This is a genomic window from Rubrivivax gelatinosus, assembly GCF_016583785.1.
Lineage (GTDB): Bacteria > Pseudomonadota > Gammaproteobacteria > Burkholderiales > Burkholderiaceae_C > Rubrivivax > Rubrivivax gelatinosus_B.
Genome location: NZ_NRRU01000007.1, coordinates 67162 through 84300, shown reverse-complemented (window position 1 = coordinate 84300; position 17139 = coordinate 67162). Strand labels below are relative to the sequence as shown.

Annotated in this window: 20 protein-coding genes; 19 read left to right on the top strand and 1 reads right to left on the bottom strand. The window is 71.2% G+C overall.

Translation table 11 applies throughout. From position 1 onward, the window contains the following. From CKO43_RS03530 to CKO43_RS03490, 9 genes are all read left to right on the top strand, one after another. Window positions 1–2239, top strand: a 2239-nt coding sequence (locus tag CKO43_RS03530; protein ID WP_200377842.1) for a response regulator, incomplete at its 5' end; no start/stop codon positions are given. 124 nt (window positions 2240–2363) lie between these two features. Further along, window positions 2364–3770, top strand: a complete 1407-nt coding sequence (gene nifE / locus CKO43_RS03525) for a nitrogenase iron-molybdenum cofactor biosynthesis protein NifE (RefSeq protein ID WP_200377841.1) — start codon at window positions 2364–2366, stop codon at window positions 3768–3770. A gap of 13 nt (window positions 3771–3783) precedes the next feature. Then, window positions 3784–5226, top strand: coding sequence for a nitrogenase iron-molybdenum cofactor biosynthesis protein NifN (gene nifN, locus CKO43_RS03520; RefSeq protein WP_200377840.1), 1443 nt, complete (start codon window positions 3784–3786; stop codon window positions 5224–5226). After that, window positions 5223–5636 carry a nitrogen fixation protein NifX gene (gene nifX / locus CKO43_RS03515; protein ID WP_200230929.1) on the top strand — a complete coding sequence of 138 codons (414 nt, stop codon included), beginning with the start codon at window positions 5223–5225 and terminating at the stop codon, window positions 5634–5636. Before nifN ends, nifX begins: the two co-directional genes overlap by 4 nt. After that, window positions 5633–6118, top strand: coding sequence for a NifX-associated nitrogen fixation protein (locus CKO43_RS03510; RefSeq protein ID WP_200230926.1), 486 nt, complete (start codon window positions 5633–5635; stop codon window positions 6116–6118). Before nifX ends, CKO43_RS03510 begins: the two co-directional genes overlap by 4 nt. A 1-nt stretch (window position 6119) precedes the next feature. Next, window positions 6120–6320: a CCE_0567 family metalloprotein gene (locus tag CKO43_RS03505; RefSeq protein ID WP_200230924.1), complete on the top strand. Its 201-nt coding sequence runs from the start codon at window positions 6120–6122 to the stop codon at window positions 6318–6320. Between the two features lie 11 nt (window positions 6321–6331). Continuing rightward, window positions 6332–6637: a ferredoxin III, nif-specific gene (gene fdxB, locus CKO43_RS03500; protein WP_200230922.1), complete on the top strand. Its 306-nt coding sequence runs from the start codon at window positions 6332–6334 to the stop codon at window positions 6635–6637. Between the two features lies 1 nt (window position 6638). After that, entirely contained in the window at window positions 6639–7040 is a 402-nt protein-coding gene (locus CKO43_RS03495; protein WP_200377839.1) for a nitrogen fixation protein NifQ, read from the top strand. A gap of 37 nt (window positions 7041–7077) precedes the next feature. Next, on the top strand, window positions 7078–7431 hold the full coding sequence (locus tag CKO43_RS03490; protein WP_200377838.1) for a hypothetical protein: 354 nt from the start codon (window positions 7078–7080) through the stop codon (window positions 7429–7431). Window positions 7432–7561: 130 nt separating this feature from the next. On the opposite strand, the gene CKO43_RS03485 is transcribed toward CKO43_RS03490, so the two are convergent. Continuing rightward, window positions 7562–8050 (bottom strand): hypothetical protein, encoded by a 489-nt coding sequence (locus CKO43_RS03485; RefSeq protein ID WP_200230915.1) that lies wholly within the window; start codon window positions 8048–8050, stop codon window positions 7562–7564. A gap of 224 nt (window positions 8051–8274) precedes the next feature. On the opposite strand from CKO43_RS03485, the gene CKO43_RS03480 reads away from it, so the two are divergent. From CKO43_RS03480 to CKO43_RS03435, 10 genes are all read left to right on the top strand, one after another. Continuing rightward, the gene (locus CKO43_RS03480) at window positions 8275–9492 is read left to right on the top strand and encodes an IscS subfamily cysteine desulfurase (protein ID WP_200230913.1); all 1218 of its coding nucleotides are present in this window, start codon (window positions 8275–8277) and stop codon (window positions 9490–9492) included. 19 nt (window positions 9493–9511) lie between these two features. After that, a complete protein-coding gene (gene iscU, locus CKO43_RS03475; RefSeq protein WP_200230911.1) occupies window positions 9512–9967 on the top strand; it encodes a Fe-S cluster assembly scaffold IscU in 456 nt (151 codons plus the stop codon). A 29-nt stretch (window positions 9968–9996) separates the two neighbouring features. Further along, complete coding sequence (erpA, locus tag CKO43_RS03470) at window positions 9997–10410, top strand: iron-sulfur cluster insertion protein ErpA (RefSeq protein ID WP_242478064.1); 414 nt, start codon at window positions 9997–9999, stop codon at window positions 10408–10410. A gap of 4 nt (window positions 10411–10414) precedes the next feature. Then, complete coding sequence (locus tag CKO43_RS03465) at window positions 10415–10738, top strand: HesB/IscA family protein (RefSeq protein ID WP_200377837.1); 324 nt, start codon at window positions 10415–10417, stop codon at window positions 10736–10738. A gap of 280 nt (window positions 10739–11018) precedes the next feature. Next, window positions 11019–12917, top strand: a complete 1899-nt coding sequence (gene hscA / locus CKO43_RS03460; protein WP_200377836.1) for a Fe-S protein assembly chaperone HscA — start codon at window positions 11019–11021, stop codon at window positions 12915–12917. After that, entirely contained in the window at window positions 12914–13270 is a 357-nt protein-coding gene (locus CKO43_RS03455; RefSeq protein ID WP_200377835.1) for a 2Fe-2S iron-sulfur cluster-binding protein, read from the top strand. Before hscA ends, CKO43_RS03455 begins: the two co-directional genes overlap by 4 nt. Before the next feature lie 233 nt (window positions 13271–13503). Continuing rightward, window positions 13504–14664, top strand: coding sequence for a homocitrate synthase (gene nifV / locus CKO43_RS03450; RefSeq protein ID WP_200377834.1), 1161 nt, complete (start codon window positions 13504–13506; stop codon window positions 14662–14664). A 19-nt stretch (window positions 14665–14683) separates the two neighbouring features. Continuing rightward, window positions 14684–15028 carry a nitrogenase-stabilizing/protective protein NifW gene (gene nifW, locus CKO43_RS03445; protein ID WP_200230903.1) on the top strand — a complete coding sequence of 115 codons (345 nt, stop codon included), beginning with the start codon at window positions 14684–14686 and terminating at the stop codon, window positions 15026–15028. A gap of 16 nt (window positions 15029–15044) precedes the next feature. Beyond that, complete coding sequence (locus CKO43_RS03440) at window positions 15045–15893, top strand: electron transfer flavoprotein subunit beta/FixA family protein (RefSeq protein WP_200377833.1); 849 nt, start codon at window positions 15045–15047, stop codon at window positions 15891–15893. A gap of 141 nt (window positions 15894–16034) precedes the next feature. After that, window positions 16035–17135: an electron transfer flavoprotein subunit alpha/FixB family protein gene (locus CKO43_RS03435; protein ID WP_200377832.1), complete on the top strand. Its 1101-nt coding sequence runs from the start codon at window positions 16035–16037 to the stop codon at window positions 17133–17135. Window positions 17136–17139: the final 4 nt, after the last annotated feature.

Sequence of the window (17139 nt, the reverse complement as noted above, 5' to 3'; positions counted from 1 at the left end):
CTGCGCGGCGGCACTCGGCCGCGCCGCCGCGCAGTGGCTCGCCGAGCCGGGCTGGCAGGCGCTGGCGCCGCGGCTGGCGGCCGACGGCACGCTGCCGGCCGAGGCGCTGTCGCTGTGCCGCGAGGACACCAGCCTGCTGCCCGCCGAGGCCAGCTTCGCCGTCTTCGCACGCGACGAGCGCGGCGCGCCGGCGCGTGTGCAGCTGGTGCTGCGCGACGTCAGCGCACGCCGCGAGACCGAACGCACGCTGGTCGCGGCACGCGAAGCCGCCGAGGCCGCGACGCGCGCCAAGAGCGAGTTCCTGGCCAACATGAGCCACGAGATCCGCACGCCGATGAACGCCATCCTCGGCATGACCGCGCTGGCGCTGCGCACCGAGCTGGAGCCGCGCCAGCGCGACTACCTCGAGAAGACACGCGCCGCGGCGCAGTCGCTGCTGGGCATCGTCAACGTGATCCTCGACTTCTCGAAGATCGAGGCCGGCCGGCTCGAACTCGAACACGACGCCTTCGAACTCGACGCCGTGCTCGACGGGCTCGCTGCCATCGTCGCGCTGCAGGCCCACGGGCGCGGGCTGGGTTTCCTGCTCGACGTGCCCGAGAGCGTGCCGCGGCGCCTGGTCGGCGACCCGCTGCGGCTGTCGCAGGTGCTGGTCAACCTGTGCGGCAACGCGGTGAAGTTCAGCGAACGCGGCGAGATCGTCGTCGTCATCGGTGCCGAAGCCGGCCCGCAGCCGGGCCAGGTGCGGCTGCGCTTTTGCGTCCAGGACGAAGGCATAGGCCTGTCGCCGCAGGACCTGGAACGCCTGTTCCGCCCGTTCAGCCAGGTCGACGCGTCGACGACACGGCGCTACGGCGGCACCGGGCTGGGCCTGGCGATCAGCCGCCAGCTGGTGCGCGCGATGGGCGGCGACATCGCCGTGCGCAGCACGCCGGGTGCAGGCAGCGACTTCGAGTTCGACGCCGTGTTCATGCTCGCCCCGGGCGCCAGCCCGCCGCGGCGCGCGCCCTGCGCCGGCATGCGGGTGCTGGTGGCCGACGCCGGCCGCCGCGGCCGGGAGATCGTCGCGGCGCGTGCCGCCGAACTGGGCTGCGCCGTGCAGACCACAGCGACGGCCGACGAGACCGTCGCCGCCGCCGCCCTGGGTGCCGAGCTGCTGCTGGTGGACGGCACGCTGCTGGCCGCCGACCCCGGCCTGGCGCCGCGCCTGCGCCGGGCCGCCGCAGCGCACGCGCGCCTGGTGGCGCTGGTGCCCTACGGCGCCGACGACGCCGAACACGCGCCGACCCCGGGGCTGGACACGCAGCTGGCCAAGCCGGTGACCGGGGCGACGCTGCTGGCGCTGCTCGAGGCGCTGTTCGGCCGCGACGCCCCCGCACCCGGCTCGCCGCTGCCGGCGCCGCCGCCGGCCCGGCGCCTGGACGGCCTGCGCCTGCTGCTGTGCGAGGACAACCCGGTGAACCAGGAGCTGACGCTGGAGCTGCTGCGCCAGGCCGGCGCGACGACGGCGATGGCCGGCGACGGCCTCGAAGCCTTGTCCTGGCTGACGCGCGAACGTTTCGACGCGGTGCTGATGGACGTGCAGATGCCGCTGATGGACGGCCTGGAAGCGACGCGCCGGCTGCGCCGCCTGCCGGGGCTGGAGACCCTGCCGGTGATCGCGATGACCGCACACGCGATGGCCAGCGACCGCGAAGCCTGCCTGGCCGCCGGCATGAGCGACCACCTCGGCAAACCCTTTGAACCCGAGGCGCTGATCGAGCGCCTGCTGCACTGGACGCGCCCCGAAGCGCCGCGGCCGCCCGCTGCGGCTGCGCCCGCGGCCCCGACACCGGCCACGCCCGCGCCGCAGACCCTGCCCGGCATCGACACCGCCGCCGGGCTGCGTTTCGCCGCCGACCAGCCGGCGCTGTACCGGCGCGTGCTCGAACTCTTCGCCCAGACCCGCGCCGGCACCGCGGCCCGGCTGCGCGCGCAGCTCGAAGGCGGCGAACACGCCGCGGCGGCGGCGCTGCTGCACATGATGAAGTCGGAGACGGGAACGATAGGCGCGTTCGTGCTGCGCGACGCCACGCGCGCGCTGGAAGCCGCGGTCAAGGCCCGCGACGAAGCCGGCATCGCCGCCGGGCTGCCGCCGCTGGAGGCCGAGCTCGGCCGAGTGCTCGCCGGCATCGCCGCGGCCCACGGCGCGCCCGCCGCGGAGCGGGCCGCGGACGCCGGCACGTCGCGTTTGTCGTGATCCCGCCAAGGCCGGCGCCGCCGGCCGAATGCGCCAAAGCCTTGTCACAGCGGGGAAACCGGGCGCGCGGCGGACTGGCACCGATCGTGCAAAGAGACAGCTGCAGCCCACAGGAGCCCGCCGCATGTCCGCTTCGCTCAAAACCAGGATCGCCCAGGTCTTCGACGAGCCAGGCTGCGACGTCAATCAGGCCAAGGGCGACAAGGAACGCAAGAAAGGCTGCACCAAGCAGCTGACGCCGGGCGCGGCCGCTGGCGGCTGCGCCTTCGACGGCGCCAAGATCGCGCTCCAGCCCATCGTCGACGTCGCCCACCTGGTGCACGGCCCGATTGCCTGCGAAGGCAACGGCTGGGACAACCGCCACAGCGCGTCCTCGGGGCCGCAGGTCTACCGCAGCGGCTTCACCACCGACATGTCGGAGTTCGACGTCATCTACGGCGGCGAGAAGCGGCTGTTCAAGGCGATCCGCGAGATCGCCGAGAAGGTGAAGCCGCCGGCGATCTTCGTCTACCAGACCTGCGTGCCGGCGATGATCGGCGACGACATCGAGGCCGTCTGCCAGCGCGCCAGCGAACGTTTCGGCCTGCCGGTGATCCCGGTCGACGCGCCCGGTTTCGCCGGCCCGAAGAACCTGGGCAACAAACTCGGCGCCGAGGCGCTGCTGGACCACGTGATCGGCACCGTCGAGCCCGAGATCACGACGCCCTACGACATCAACATCATCGGCGAATACAACCTGTCGGGCGAACTCTGGCAGGTCAAGCCGCTGCTGGACGCGCTCGGCGTGCGCGTGCTGGCCTGCCTGTCGGGCGACGGCCGCTACCGCGAGATCGCGTCGGCGCACCGGGCCAAGGCCAACATGATGGTCTGCTCGAAGTCGATGATCAACGTCGCCACGCGCATGCAGCAGCGCTGGGGCATCCCGTACTTCGAAGGTTCGTTCTACGGCATCGCCGACATGAGCCAGACGCTGCGCGACATCGCGCGGCTGCTGGTCCAGACCGGCGCGCCGGCGGACATCGTCGATCGTGCCGAGGCGCTGATCGCCGCCGAGGAGCCGCGTGCCTACGAGCGCCTGCGCGCCTACCGCGAGCGGCTGAGCGGCAAGCGCGTGCTGCTGATCACCGGCGGCGTCAAGAGCTGGTCGGTGGTCTCGGCGCTGCAGGAGGCCGGGCTGGAGATCGTCGGCACCAGCGTCAAGAAGAGCACCAAGGAAGACAAGCAGCGCATCAAGGAGATCATGGGCGACGACGCGCACATGATCGACGACCTCTCGCCGCGCGAGATGTACTCGATGCTGCGCGACGCACGCGCCGACATCATGCTGTCGGGCGGCCGCAGCCAGTTCGTCGCGCTCAAGGCGCGCATGCCCTGGATGGACATCAACCAGGAGCGCCACCAGGCTTTCGCCGGTTACGAGGGCATCGTCACCATGGTCGCCGAGATCGACAAGGCGATCTTCAACCCGGTCTGGCAGCAGGTGCGCGCACCCGCGCCCTGGGAAGCCCCGGCCGTGGCGCTGGCGGCCTGAACGGGAGCGCACGATGGCTCTCGTCACCGAAACGAAGAAGTCCTGCAGCGTCAACCCGCTGAAGATGAGCGCGCCGCTGGGCGCGAGCTTCGCCTTCATGGGGCTGGAGTCCTGCATGCCGCTGATGCACGGCTCGCAGGGCTGCACCTCCTTCGGCCTGGTGCTGCTGGTGCGCCACTTCAAGGAGGCGATCCCGCTGCAGACCACGGCGATGAACGAAGCCACCACCATCATGGGCGGCTACGACAACCTCGCCAAGGCGCTGCTCAACATCCGCCAGCGTGCCAAGCCGCGTGTCATCGGCCTGTGCACCACGGGCCTGACCGAGACCAAGGGCGACGACGTCGACGGCTACATCCGCCTGGCGCGCCAGCAGCACCCGGAGCTGGCCGACACCGCGGTCGTGCACGCCTCGACACCCGACTACGTCGGCGGCTTCCAGGAAGGCTGGGCGGCGGCCGTGACCGCCATCGTCTCGACGCTGCCGCGCGAGCACGAGCCCCGGCGCGAAGGTGTCGTCGCACTGCTGCCCGGCTGCCACCTGTCGCCGGCCGACATCGAGGAGCTGCGCGAAACCATCGAGGCCTTCGGGCTGCAGCCGCTGGTCGTGCCCGACATCTCGGGCTCGCTCGACGGCCACATCCCCGAGACCTGGCTGGGCACGACGATAGGCGGCACGCCGCTGGCCGACATCGAGGCCCTGGGCGGCGCGGTGCACGCACTCGCCGTCGGCGAGCAGATGCGGCCGGCGGCCGAGGCACTGCAAGCCCGCTGCGGCGTGCCGTTCACGCTCTTCGACCGCCTGACCGGCCTCACCGCCACCGACGCCTTGGTGCGCCGGCTGGCCGAGATCTCCGGGCGCGAGGTGCCGGCCAAGCTGCGGCGCCAGCGCAGCCAGCTCGTCGACGCCATGCTCGACTGCCACTTCCACACCGGCAACGCGAAGATCGCGCTCGCCGCCGAGCCCGACCTGCTGTGGGCCGCCGGCAGTTTTCTCGCCGAGATGGGCGCCGAACTCGTGGCCTGCGTGACGACCGGCAAATCGCCGCTGCTCGAGCGCCTGCCGACGAGCGAGGTGCTGATCGGCGACCTCGAGGACTTCGAACGTTCGGCCCAGGCCGCCGGCGCCGAGCTGCTGATGACGCACGCCCACGGCCGCCAGGCGGCAGAACGCCTGGGCCTGCCGCTGTACCGCATCGGCATCCCGATGTTCGACCGCGTCGGCAACGCCCACATCCGCCAGGTCGGCTACCGCGGCACACGCGACTTCGTCTGCGCCGTCGCCAACACGCTGATCGAGCAGATCGGCCACCACGGCCCCGACGACTGGCCGCTGCCGGCGGCCAGCGCCGCCGCGGTCGAACGCGTCGTGCCGGCCGTCGCCCATGTGCCGGCGCAGATCCCGCGCCGCGACAAGGCCGCCCCGTCCCCCATCCACTTCCCGGAGCGCACATGAAAGTCGCCTTCGCCACCCAGGACCAGCAGCGCGTCGACGCGCACTTCGGCTGGGCCCAGCATCTGGCGGTCTACGACGTCACCCCCGAGGGTTACGCCTTCGTCGAGGACTTCGCCTTCGGCGAGGGGCTCGAGGAAGACGGCAACGAGGACAAGCTGACACCCAAGCTGGCCGCGATCGCCGACTGCGCGATCGTCTACGTGGCCGCGATCGGCGGCTCGGCCGCCGCGCGTGTCGTCGCCAGCCGCATCCACCCGGTCAAGCTGACCCAGCCCGACCCCATTCTCGACGTGCTCGACAAGCTGCAGAACGTGCTGCGCGGCACGCCGCCGCCGTGGCTGCGCAAGGCGCTGTTGAAGGGCCAGGAGCGCCGCTACGACTTCGAGGACGACGCCGAGGTGAAGCCATGAACACCACGACCGAGGCCGCCGCCGCGGTCGACGACGGCGCGCTGCTGCAGGACGCCTTCGTGCGTGAGCTGGTCAAGCAGATCCGCGCCCAGGACACGCACGGCAGCTGGGACGGCAAGAGCGACCTGCAACTGCTCGAACCCTACATCCTGACGGCCGAACAGCGCCGCGCGCTGCCGATCATGGGCGACCCCGACCCCGACACGCTGTGGCGCCTGGACCTGTTCCACAACGCCATCGGCCTGGCGATCGAACGCGCCACCGGCGTGATGGTCAGCCCGATGACCAAGATGAGCCACGAGGGTTTCGGCCGCACCGTGCTGACCGCCGGCCGCCTGGTCGTCGTCAACCGCCACCTGCGCGACGTGCACCGTTTCGGCTACCCCAGCCTGGCCAAGCTGGCCGAAGCCGGCAACAAGCTGGTGGCCGAGGGCGTGGCGATGATCGGTCAGCACCGCGACGTCGCCACCTGGGGAGCATGAGATGCCGGACCTGGAAGCCCTGAAAGCCGAGATCAAGAAGCTCAACGCCCGCGCGACGCAGGCGAAGATGGACCTGCACGACCTGTCGGAAGAACTGCCGACGAACTGGGAGCGCATTCCCGAGGTCGCGCAGGTCGCCCACCAGGCGTACGCGGCGCTGCTGGCCGCACGCGCGCAGCTCGCCGCGGCCCAGGCCGCCTGACGGAGAACACCGTGTCCGACTTCAGCATCACCCTGCCCTCCGGCGCCACCTGGACGCCGTCCTTCGTGCAGAAGATCGACGAAGGCAAGTGCATCGGCTGCGGCCGCTGCTTTCGCGTCTGCCCGCGCGGCGTGCTCGAGCTCATCGGCCTGGACGAGGACGGCGAACGCATCGCGCTCGACCCCGACGGCGACGACGACGAGGAGTACGAGAAAAAGGTCATGACGATCGCGCACGGCGAGCTGTGCATCGGCTGCACCGCCTGCTCGAAGATCTGCCCGAAGAAGTGCTACACGCACGCCGCCGTGCCCGCCTGAGATGCTGCCCCGTCCCGTCCCCGCAGCACTGGCGCGGCGCGAAGCCCGCGCCGACGAGGTCGAGGACCTGGTCGCGCTGCTGCTGGAGCACAGCGACAGCCCGCGCGAGGCGGCGGCGGCCATCGCCGAGACCGTCGCCGTCGCCTGCCTGGGCGACAACCACCTCTGGCAGGACCTGCAGCTGGGTTCACGCACCGAGCTGTCGGCGCTGATGTCCTGGTGGTTCCCGGCGCTGGCGCGCAAGAACAGCGGCGACATGAAGTGGAAGAAGTTCCTCTACAAGCAGCTGTGCGAACGCGAGCAGATCCTGATCTGCAAGTCGCCGAGCTGCGCCGTCTGCTGCGACCACGCGCTGTGTTTCGGGCCCGAGGACGGCACGCGGCCGGTCATGGCCGCGGCCTGAACAGCCGGCGCCGGCACGCCCGCACGAACCGGCGACGATGATCACCGCCGCGATGCTGCAGCTCGTGCACGAGGCCGGCGAGGCGGTGCTGATCCTCGTCGACGGTCTCACCGAGAGAGACTTCCGGCGTTCCCGCCTGACACGCGCCGAAGCGCGGCGCCAGCTGCTGGTCGTCGCGCGCACGCTGGCCTCGCTGCCGGCCGCGGCCCAGGAGAGGCTGTCCGAGATCGACTTCGACGGCTGGCGCTACGTCGGCAGCGCGCTGCTGGAAGACGGCCCCGGCGCCGACGACGCCGCCTGGTTCGCCGCCGAGTCGCTGCTGCCGGCGACGCTGGGCTGGCTGAAGGTCCACCGCCAGGAAACGCCGCAGCTCTTCGAGTTCCGCGTCTGAGTCAGAAGGTGTGAAAGAACCCGGCGTGCCCGCGACGGGGTGCAGCCGGGTGTCGGGCGTCGTCGCGCCGTCGCACGTTCGGGGTCGCTGGGCGGTTCGACGCGGGCATGGCGGGTTCTTTCACACCTTCTCAGTCGTCGGGTGCGGCACGCAGCAGCGCGGCGATGACCTCGTCGCCCAGGCGCGCCTGCGGGGCCAGCGTTTCGATCAGCTCGAGCCGGTCGTGCGCGGCGTCCAGGTCGCCGGCGCGCAGCGCGATGAAGGCCAGCGCCTTCTGCATGAAGAGCCAGAAACGCGCCGGGCCGTCGACGCCGAAATCGGGCGCCGCGCCGGCGCCCAGCGGCCGGCCCCGTTCGTCCAGCCCGGCGGCACACGCCGCCTCGTGCGCGCCACGCAGCGCGGCGCGTTCGGCGAGCTCGAACTCGCGCCGCTGCGCGTGGTGCTTGGCCAGCGCGACGTAGAGCGCCAGCGCCTGCGGCGCGATCGCCTGCGCCGTCCACAACAGCGCACCGCGCTCGGCCGGCCCGGCGGCGGCGGCCTGGCGCAGCAGGCCATGCACCACGGACGGCAGTTCGCCGCCGGAAAAGGCCTCGGATGCAACACCGCTGAACAGGTTCATCTGGGCTCTCCTTCACGCGCGCCCGGCAGCCCCGCTGCGCGCTACAAGGCCGCCGGACGTCGCAATGGCGACAAAAGCGACAGGTGCAAGGCGGTTGCCGGTGTCTGCGACGATCCACCCGGCGCGAGCCAAGTGTCTGATCCAGATCAGTTTTTCGCCAGGCGCCGGGCTGGCACGGTCCCTGCGATGTGGGGATCGGGAAAGCCCTTCAGCCGGAGCCTGCGATGGACCTCAGCGCCAAGCCGATCTACCTCGACTACGCGGCCACGACACCGGTCGACCCGCGGGTCGTGCAGGCGATGCTGCCGTATCTGTACGAGCAGTTCGGCAACCCGGCCTCGCGCAGCCACGCTTTCGGCTGGGCCGCCGAGGAGGCGGTCGAGATCGCGCGCGAACAGGTCGCCGCGCTCGTCGGGGCCGACCCGCGCGAGATCGTCTGGACCTCCGGCGCGACCGAGAGCAACAACCTCGCGATCAAGGGCGCGGCCCAGTTCCACCACGCGCGCGGCCGCCACCTGGTGACGCTCAAGACCGAACACAAGGCGGTGCTGGACACGGTGCGTGAGCTCGAACGCGCCGGCTGGCAGGCGACCTACCTCGACGTCGGCGCCGACGGCCTGGTCGACCCGGCCGCCTTCGAAGCCGCGCTGCGGCCCGACACCGTGCTCGCCTCGGCGATGCTGGTGAACAACGAGATCGGCGTGATCCAGGACGTCGCGGCGCTCGGGCGCATCTGCCGCGCGCGTGGCGTGCTGTTCCACGTCGACGCCGCCCAGGCCACCGGCAAGGTCGAGATCGACCTGGCGACGCTGCCGGTCGACCTGATGAGCCTGTCGGCGCACAAGACCTACGGCCCCAAGGGCATAGGCGCGCTGTACGTGCGGCGCAAGCCGCGCGTGCGCATCGAGGCCCTGATCCACGGCGGCGGCCACGAACGCGGCATGCGCTCGGGCACCTTGCCGACGCACCAGATCGTCGGCATGGGCGAAGCCTACCGGCTGGCGCGGGTGTCGATGGCGCTCGAGAACGAACGCATCCGCATGCTGCGCGACCGGCTGCTGGCGGGGCTGGCGGCGATCCCCGAGACCCGGGTCAACGGCTGCCTGCAGTCGCGCATCCCGCACAACCTGAACATCAGCTTCCAGTTCGTCGAAGGCGAGTCGCTGCTGATGGGCATGAAGGGCATCGCGGTGTCCTCGGGCTCGGCCTGCACCTCGGCCAGCCTGGAGCCGAGCTACGTGCTGCGTGCGCTCGGCCTGTCCGACGAGGTCGCGCACAGCTCGATCCGCTTCTCGGTCGGGCGCTTCACGACCGAAGACGAGATCGACGCCGCCGTCGAGCTGACGCGCCGCACCGTCGAGCGCCTGCGCACGCTGAGCCCGCTGTGGGACCTGCACTGCGCCGGCGTCGACCTCGCGTCCATCCAGTGGGCGGCGCACTGAATCCCCAAGGAGCAGCACCATGGCATACAGCGACAAGGTCGTCGACCACTACGAGAACCCGCGCAACGTCGGTTCGTTCGCCGCCGACGACGCCTCGGTGGCCACCGGCATGGTCGGCGCACCGGCCTGCGGCGACGTGATGAAGCTGCAGATCAAGGTCGACCCGAGCACCGGCGTCATCGAGGACGCACGCTTCAAGACCTACGGCTGCGGCTCGGCGATCGCGTCGAGCTCGCTCGTCACCGAGTGGGTCAAGGGCAAGACGCTGGAGCAGGCGCTGGCGATCAAGAACACCGCGATCGCCGAGGAGCTGGCGCTGCCGCCGGTGAAGATCCACTGCTCCATCCTCGCCGAGGACGCGATCAAGGCCGCGGTCGCCGACTACCGCCAGCGCCACGCCGGCCCCGGCGGGCTGATCGAGGAAAAGGCCTGCGCGCCCTCCAAACCCGCCGACCACCACAGCGAAGCGGCCTGAAGGCCGCGCCTGAACCACAGGAGTCCACGATGTCCGCCTGCCAGTCCCAAGGCCACGCCGCCGCCCCCGCCGAACTGCTGCCGCGCGCCGACCCGCCGCTGCTGCCCGAAGGCGGCGAGCCGATCAAGATCAGCGACGCCGTCGTCGCCAAGGTGAGCGAGCTGCTCGCCGAGGAAGGCGACCCCAGCCTGCAGCTGCGCATCTACGTCACCGGCGGCGGCTGCTCGGGTTTCCAGTACGGCTTCGCCTTCGACGACGAGGTCAAGGAAGACGACATCCGCGTCGCGCGCGAGCCGATCACCGTCGTCGTCGACGCGATGAGCCTGCAGTACCTGGTGGGCGCCGAGATCGACTACGAGGACAAGCTCGAAGGCGCACGCTTCGTGATCCGCAACCCGAACGCGACCAGCACCTGCGGTTGCGGCTCGTCGTTCTCGGTCTGACGCCATGGCCGTCAGCGTCACCCCCAAGGCCGCGGCGCAGATCCGCAAGGCGCTGGTCAAACGCGGCGGCGGCGTCGGCCTGCGGCTGGACGTCAAGACCAGCGGCTGCTCGGGCTACGCCTACGCGCTCGAGTTCGCCGACGCACCCGCGCCCGAGGACCTGGTGTTCGAGTGCGAAGGCGTGCAGCTGCTGGTGTCGGCGCAGAGCCTGCCGCTGCTCGACGGCACCCAGCTCGACTGGGTGCGCGAAGGCCTGAACGAAGGCTTCAAGTTCGACAACCCCAACGCCGCAGCCACCTGCGGCTGCGGCGAGTCCTTCGCAGTCTAAGAAGGTGTGAAGGAACCCGCCATGCCCGCGTCGATCCGCCCAGCGACCCCGAACGTGCGACCTCGCGACGACATCTCGGCGCTGATCGCGGCGCGCCCGGCACCGCCTCGGGGTCGCTCGTCGGCTCGACCCTGCGGGACGGGGCACATCCGGGCGCCAGGCGGCGTTGCGCCGCTTGCCGGTACATCGAGTACCGGCCGCGCGACGCGCCTTGCCCGACACCCGGCTGCACCCCGTCGCGGGCACGCCGGGTTCCTTCACACCTTCTGAGGAACCCGCCATGGCGCTGCTGCAGATCGCCGAACCCGGACGCGCCGCCGCGCCGCACCAGCACCGGCTGGCCGTCGGCATCGACCTGGGCACGACGAACTCGCTCGTCGCCACGGTGCGCAGCGGCGAGCCGCTGGTGCTGCCCGACGCCGACGGCCGGCGCCTGCTGCCTTCGGTGGTGCACTACGGCGAGGACGGCGTGCTGAGCGTCGGTGCCGCGGCGCTGGCCTACGCCAGCACCGACCCGCTGAATACCGTCGCTTCGGCCAAACGCCTGATCGGGCGTGCACTCGAGGACGTCGCACCCGGCAGCGTGCCCTACGAACTCGACCGCCTGAGCGCCAGCGCCGTCGGCGTGCGCACGCGTGCCGGGCTGAAGAGCCCGGTGGACGTCGGCGGCGAAGTGCTGCAGCTGCTGAAGGAACGTGCCGAGGCCGCACTCGGCGGCCCGCTGGTCGGCGCCGTGATCACGGTGCCGGCCTATTTCGACGACGCCCAGCGCCAGGCGACCAAGGACGCCGCCGCGCTCGCCGGCATCAACGTGCTGCGCCTGCTGAACGAACCGACGGCGGCGGCGGTGGCCTACGGGCTGGAGTCGGCCAGCGAAGGTGTCTACGTCGTCTACGACCTGGGCGGCGGCACCTTCGACGTCAGCATCCTGCGCCTGGCGCGCGGTGTCTTCGAGGTCGTGTCGACCTCGGGCGACCCGATGCTGGGCGGCGACGACTTCGACCACCTGCTGGCGCAGTGGTTCGCCGCCGAGACCGGCGGCTGGCACCCCGGCGACCTGGCGCGGCTGCACGCCGCGGCACGGCACACGAAGGAAACGCTGAGCAGCCTGGACCGCGCCGTGATGCACTGCCTGCGCGCCGACGGCACACCGGCCACCGCGACCATCACACGCAGCCAGTTCGAGACGCTGACGCAGGCGCTGGTCGAACGCACGCTGGGCCCGGTGCGGCGCGCGCTGCGCGACGCCAAGCTGAAGGCCGGCGAGGTCGACGGCGTCGTGCTCGTCGGCGGCGCCACGCGCATGCCGGCGGTGCGCGCCGCCGTCGCCAAACTCTTCGGCCGCGAGCCCTACACCGGCATCGACCCCGACGAAGCGGTGGCGCTGGGCGCCGCGATCCAGGCCGACCAGCTCGCCGGCAACCGCAGCGACGGCCTGCTGCTGCTCGACGTCAACCCGCTGTCGCTGGGGCTGGAAACGATGGGCGGCCTGGTCGAGAAGATCATCCCGCGCAACAGCACCGTGCCGACGGCGCGTGCCCAGGACTTCACCACCTTCAAGGACGGCCAGACCGCGATGGTGCTGCACGTGGTGCAGGGCGAACGCGAGCTGGTCAGCGAGTGCCGGTCGCTGGCGCGTTTCACGCTGCGCGGCATCCCGGCGATGGTGGCCGGCGCGGCGCGCATCCGCGTCACCTTCCAGATCGACGCCGACGGGCTGCTGTCGGTCAGCGCCGTCGAGCAGACTTCGGGCGCGCACGCCCAGGTCGAGGTCAAGCCCAGCTACGGCCTGGACACCCAGCAGGTGGCCGGCATGCTGCAGCAGGCGCTGGGCCACGCCGCCGAAGACGCCGCCGCGCGCACGCTGCGCGAGGCCGAGGTCGACGCCCGCCGCCTGCTCGACGCCACCGAGGGCGCGCTGCACGAAGACGGCGAGCGCCTGCTGTCCAGCCCCGAGCTGTTCCAGATCCTGCGTGCGATGCAGGACGTGATCGACGCGCTGGCAGAATGTGCCGAGGGTGAAGGCACGACGCCTGAAGCCCACAAGGCGCTGCGCGAGCGCCTGCGCCGTGCGGGCGACGAGCTCAACCGGATCACGACGCCGTTCGCGGCGCGCCGCATGGACGAGCGCGTGCGCAGTGCGCTGTCCGGTCGCACGCTCGAACAGATGGCCGCATGAGTTCAGACGCCCCCGATACCACCCGCATCACCGTGCTGCCGCACGCCGAGCTCTGCCCCGGCGGCCTGAGCTTCGACGCCGCGCCGGGCAATTCGCTGGTCGACGAACTGCTGATCAACGGCATCGCGGTCGAACACGCCTGCGACAAGGTCGGCGCCTGCGCCACCTGCCACGTCTACGTGCGCCAGGGCGCCGAGCACCTGAACCCGGTCGACGACGACGAGGACGAGCAGCTGTCGGACGCCTGGGGGCTGGAAGCCGCGTCGCGGCTGTCGTGCTGCGTGAAGGTAGACGGGCCGGAGCTCGTGATCGAGTTGCCGCGCTACTCGAAGAACCACGCACGGGAGCGCTGAGCTCCCAAGCTCGCCAACGCACCCGATCTTCACGGCGCCCCGGCCCCCAAGGCCGCGGGCGCCGCGTTCGTTTTGTGGCCGCGGGTGGCGGCGGCGAGCGCGGCTGTCGCCAACCGGACAAACGGGACAGCGCCCGCACGAGAGCAAAACTCCTTGATTGACAACAACTTGCGTGTTCCAGCGCAGTGGCACGGCGCTTGCGGAAGCCAGGCCATAGCTGCTGGAGTCCGCCTGTGTCCCCCGCCCCGCTCGCCCATCGACTGACGATCAACGACACGACGCTTCGCGACGGTGAACAGACCGCCGGCGTCGCGTTCACCGACGACGAGAAGCTGGCCATCGCCGGCGCACTCGACGCCGCCGGCGTGCCCGAGATGGAGATCGGCATCCCGGCGATGGGCGAACACGAGGTCGAGCTGATCCAGGCGATCACGCGCCGCGTGCGCCAGGCGCGCACCATGGTCTGGGCGCGCATGGCCGACAGCGACATCGCCGCCGCACTGCGCTGCGGCGCCGACATCGTGCACGTCTCGGTGCCGGTGTCCGACATCCAGATCGAACGCAAGCTCGGCCGCGACCGCGACTGGGTGCTGCAGGTGATCCGCCACCACGTCACGCGCCTGGCCGACGGCGGCGTTGCGGTCAGCGTCGGCTTCGAGGACGCCTCGCGTGCCGACCCGGGGTTCCTGGCCGCCGCCGCGGTCGCGGCACAGGGCGCCGGCGCACGCCGCGTGCGCTACGCCGACACGCTGGGGCTGCTCGACCCCTTCCAGACCCATCTGCGCATCGCCGCGCTGCGCGCCGCGGTCGACCTCGAGATCGAGATCCACGCCCACGACGACCTGGGCCTGGCCACCGCCAACACGCTGGCCGCGGCGATGGCCGGCGCCACCCACGCGAGCACCACCGTCAACGGGCTGGGCGAACGTGCCGGCAACGCCGCGATGGAAGAGGTGGTGATGGCGCTGCGCCACGTGCACGGCATCGAATGCGGCATCCGCACCGACACGCTGCCGACGATCAGCGCGCTCGTCGCCCACGCCTCCGGGCGGCCGGTGGCGCCGGGCAAGTCCATCGTCGGCGACGCGGTGTTCAGCCACGAGAGCGGCATCCACGTCGACGGCCTGCTGAAGGACCGCCGCAACTACGAGACCTTCGCCCCCGAGGAACTGGGCCGCACGCACCGGCTGGTGCTGGGCAAACACTCGGGCAGCGCCGCCATCGTCGAGCGCTACGCGCGCCTGGGCCTGACCGTGCCGCCCTGGCAGGTCGCCGGGCTGCTGGAACGCATCCGCGAACACGTCGCCGCCACCAAGGTCGAGCCCAGCGCCGACGACCTGGCGCGCTTTTATCTCGACACCTGCGAGGGCGCTTTCGCGCTCGCGCACGCCTGAGGCCCCGAAGGAGACGCCGATGGACACCCTGAGCCAACGCCTGCAGCACCTGTCCAGCGCCGAGGACTTCCTGCGCTTCTTCGGCGTGCCCTACGAAGAACGTGTCGTGCAGGTGAACCGGCTGCACATCCTCAAGCGCTTCCACCAGTACCTGAAAGCGGCACCGGGGCTGGCCGAGCTCGACGAGGTCCAGACCTTCCGCCGCTACCGCGACCTGCTGACCCAGGCCTACACCGACTTCACCGTCTCCAGCGGCGTGCGCGAGAAGGTGTTCAAGGTCTTCCAGGACGCCCAGGGCGTGCAGGCGGTGCCGCTGGCCTCGCTGCGCCAGAGCCTGGCCGAACGCCGCAGCGCCGGCGTCTGAAACCGAAGGAGCAGCCATGCACATCGTCGTCTGCATCAAGCAGGTGCCCGACTCGGCGCAGATCCGTGTCCACCCCGTCACCAACACCATCATGCGGCAGGGGGTGCCGGCGATCGTCAACCCCTACGACCTGTTCGCGCTCGAAGAGGCGCTGCGGCTGAAGGACCAGTTCGGCGGCCGCGTCACCGTGCTCTGCATGGGCCCGCCGCAGGCCGAGGACGCGCTGCGCAAGTGCATCAGCTTCGGCGCCACCGACGCCATCCTCGTCACCGACCGCTCCTTCGCCGGCGCCGACACGCTGGCCACCAGCTACGCGCTGGCCGCGGCGATCCGCAAGATCGGCCAGGAGCAGACGGTCGACCTGGTCTTCACCGGCAAGCAGACGATCGACGGCGACACCGCCCAGGTCGGCCCCGGCATCGCCAAGCGCCTGGGCGTGAACCTGCTGACCTACGTCAGCCGCATCGTCGAGGTCGACCTCGACGCGCGCCGCATCCAGGTCGAGCGCCGCGCCGAAGGCGGCGTGCAGTTGCTCGAGACGACGCTGCCCTCGCTGATCACGATGCTCGAAGGCACGAACGAGATGCGCTTCGCGACCATGGCCGACATGCTGCGCGCCGGCCGCTGCCCGGTGCGGCGCTGGAACAAGGACGACGCCGGCATCGAGGACGTCAGCAAGATCGGCCTGAAGGGCTCGCCCACCGTCGTCAGCAAGGTCTTCGGCCCGACGCCGCGTGCGACCAAGGCCGAGATGCAGGTCGTCGCCGACACCAGCGTCAACGACGTCTGCCTGAACCTGCTGCAGAAGATCTTCACCACGCATCCGGCGCTGGAAGAAGAAACCGTCGAACGCCTCAGCGCCTGAGATGGACCACCCCCGTAGCGCCTTCGGCGCTCCCCCTCAAGGGGGCGCCGCCAGCGGCCCGGCAAAGCCGGCTCCGCGGCGGCCGCTTGAAGCGCCGCCGTCTCGCGCTGCAGCGCCGGCCATGGCAAACAGGAGAACTCAATGAGCGAAGCCGCAAAACCCGCCGCACCGCGCCCCGCCGGCCGTGCCGGGCGCAACACCGAGCTGCCGGAGCACCTGAAGGCCTACAAGGGCGTCTGGGTCTTCATCGAACACGACCGCGGCCACGTGCACAGCGTCAGCTGGGAGCTGATGGGCGAGGCGCGAAAACTCGCCGACACGCTGGGCGTCACCGTCAGCGGCGTGCTGATGGGCGGCCCGGCCGACGACCTGGAGCTTTACGCGAAAGAGGCCTATACCTACGGCGCCGACCGCTGCTACCTGATGCGCGACCCGGTGCTGCAGGGCTACCGCAACGAGCCCTTCACCAAGGGCCTGACCGACCTCGTCAACAGCCACCAGCCCGAGATCCTGCTGCTGGGCGCGACGACGATGGGCCGCGACCTCGCCGGCAGCGTCGCGACGACGCTGGGCACGGGCCTCACCGCCGACTGCACTGAGCTGCGCATCGACGGCCGCGCCATGGCGGCGACGCGGCCGACCTTCGGCGGCTCGCTGCTGTGCACGATCATGACGCTGGCCTACCGCCCGCAGATGGCGACCGTGCGCCCGCGCGTGATGGCGATGCCGCGGCGCGACGACACGCGCAGCGGCGACATCGTCGAGATGACGCTGGGCATGGTCGAGACCGACATCGTCACCAAGCTGCTCGACTTCATCCCCGACGCCACCCGCAACACCGTCAACCTGGCCTATGCCGACATCATCGTCAGCGGCGGCAAGGGGCTGAAGACGGCCGAGAACTTCAAGCTCGTCTGGGAGCTGGCGCGGGTGCTCGGCGCCGAGGTCGGCGCCACGCGCGCCGTCACCCAGGCCGGCTGGTGCGAGACCGAACGCCAGGTCGGCCAGACCGGCAAGACGGTGCGGCCCAAGCTCTACATCGCCGCCGGCATCTCGGGCGCGATCCAGCACCGCGTCGGCATGGAGAGCTCGGACTGCATCGTCGCGATCAACACCGACCCGAACGCACCGATCTTCGACTTCGCCCACCACGGCATCGTCGGCAGCGCGATGCAGGTGCTGCCGGTGCTGACCCAGACCTTCCGCAATCACCTGGCCAAACGCGTGCGTATCGCCGCCTGAAGGA

Bases quoted from the DNA above. Each gene is read 5' to 3' on its own strand.
- CKO43_RS03510 (WP_200230926.1), top strand. From the start codon at position 5,633: ATGAACACCACGACCGAGGCCGCCGCCGCGGTCGACGACGGCGCGCTG.
- nifX (WP_200230929.1), top strand. From the start codon at position 5,223: ATGAAAGTCGCCTTCGCCACCCAGGACCAGCAGCGCGTCGACGCGCAC.
- CKO43_RS03455 (WP_200377835.1), top strand. From the start codon at position 12,914: ATGAGTTCAGACGCCCCCGATACCACCCGCATCACCGTGCTGCCGCAC.
- CKO43_RS03490 (WP_200377838.1), top strand. From the start codon at position 7,078: ATGATCACCGCCGCGATGCTGCAGCTCGTGCACGAGGCCGGCGAGGCG.
- hscA (WP_200377836.1), top strand. From the start codon at position 11,019: ATGGCGCTGCTGCAGATCGCCGAACCCGGACGCGCCGCCGCGCCGCAC.
- CKO43_RS03440 (WP_200377833.1), top strand. From the start codon at position 15,045: ATGCACATCGTCGTCTGCATCAAGCAGGTGCCCGACTCGGCGCAGATC.
- CKO43_RS03495 (WP_200377839.1), top strand. From the start codon at position 6,639: ATGCTGCCCCGTCCCGTCCCCGCAGCACTGGCGCGGCGCGAAGCCCGC.
- CKO43_RS03485 (WP_200230915.1), bottom strand. From the start codon at position 8,050: ATGAACCTGTTCAGCGGTGTTGCATCCGAGGCCTTTTCCGGCGGCGAA.
- CKO43_RS03465 (WP_200377837.1), top strand. From the start codon at position 10,415: ATGGCCGTCAGCGTCACCCCCAAGGCCGCGGCGCAGATCCGCAAGGCG.
- CKO43_RS03505 (WP_200230924.1), top strand. From the start codon at position 6,120: ATGCCGGACCTGGAAGCCCTGAAAGCCGAGATCAAGAAGCTCAACGCC.
- iscU (WP_200230911.1), top strand. From the start codon at position 9,512: ATGGCATACAGCGACAAGGTCGTCGACCACTACGAGAACCCGCGCAAC.
- nifN (WP_200377840.1), top strand. From the start codon at position 3,784: ATGGCTCTCGTCACCGAAACGAAGAAGTCCTGCAGCGTCAACCCGCTG.
- nifE (WP_200377841.1), top strand. From the start codon at position 2,364: ATGTCCGCTTCGCTCAAAACCAGGATCGCCCAGGTCTTCGACGAGCCA.
- nifW (WP_200230903.1), top strand. From the start codon at position 14,684: ATGGACACCCTGAGCCAACGCCTGCAGCACCTGTCCAGCGCCGAGGAC.
- CKO43_RS03435 (WP_200377832.1), top strand. From the start codon at position 16,035: ATGAGCGAAGCCGCAAAACCCGCCGCACCGCGCCCCGCCGGCCGTGCC.
- erpA (WP_242478064.1), top strand. From the start codon at position 9,997: ATGTCCGCCTGCCAGTCCCAAGGCCACGCCGCCGCCCCCGCCGAACTG.
- CKO43_RS03480 (WP_200230913.1), top strand. From the start codon at position 8,275: ATGGACCTCAGCGCCAAGCCGATCTACCTCGACTACGCGGCCACGACA.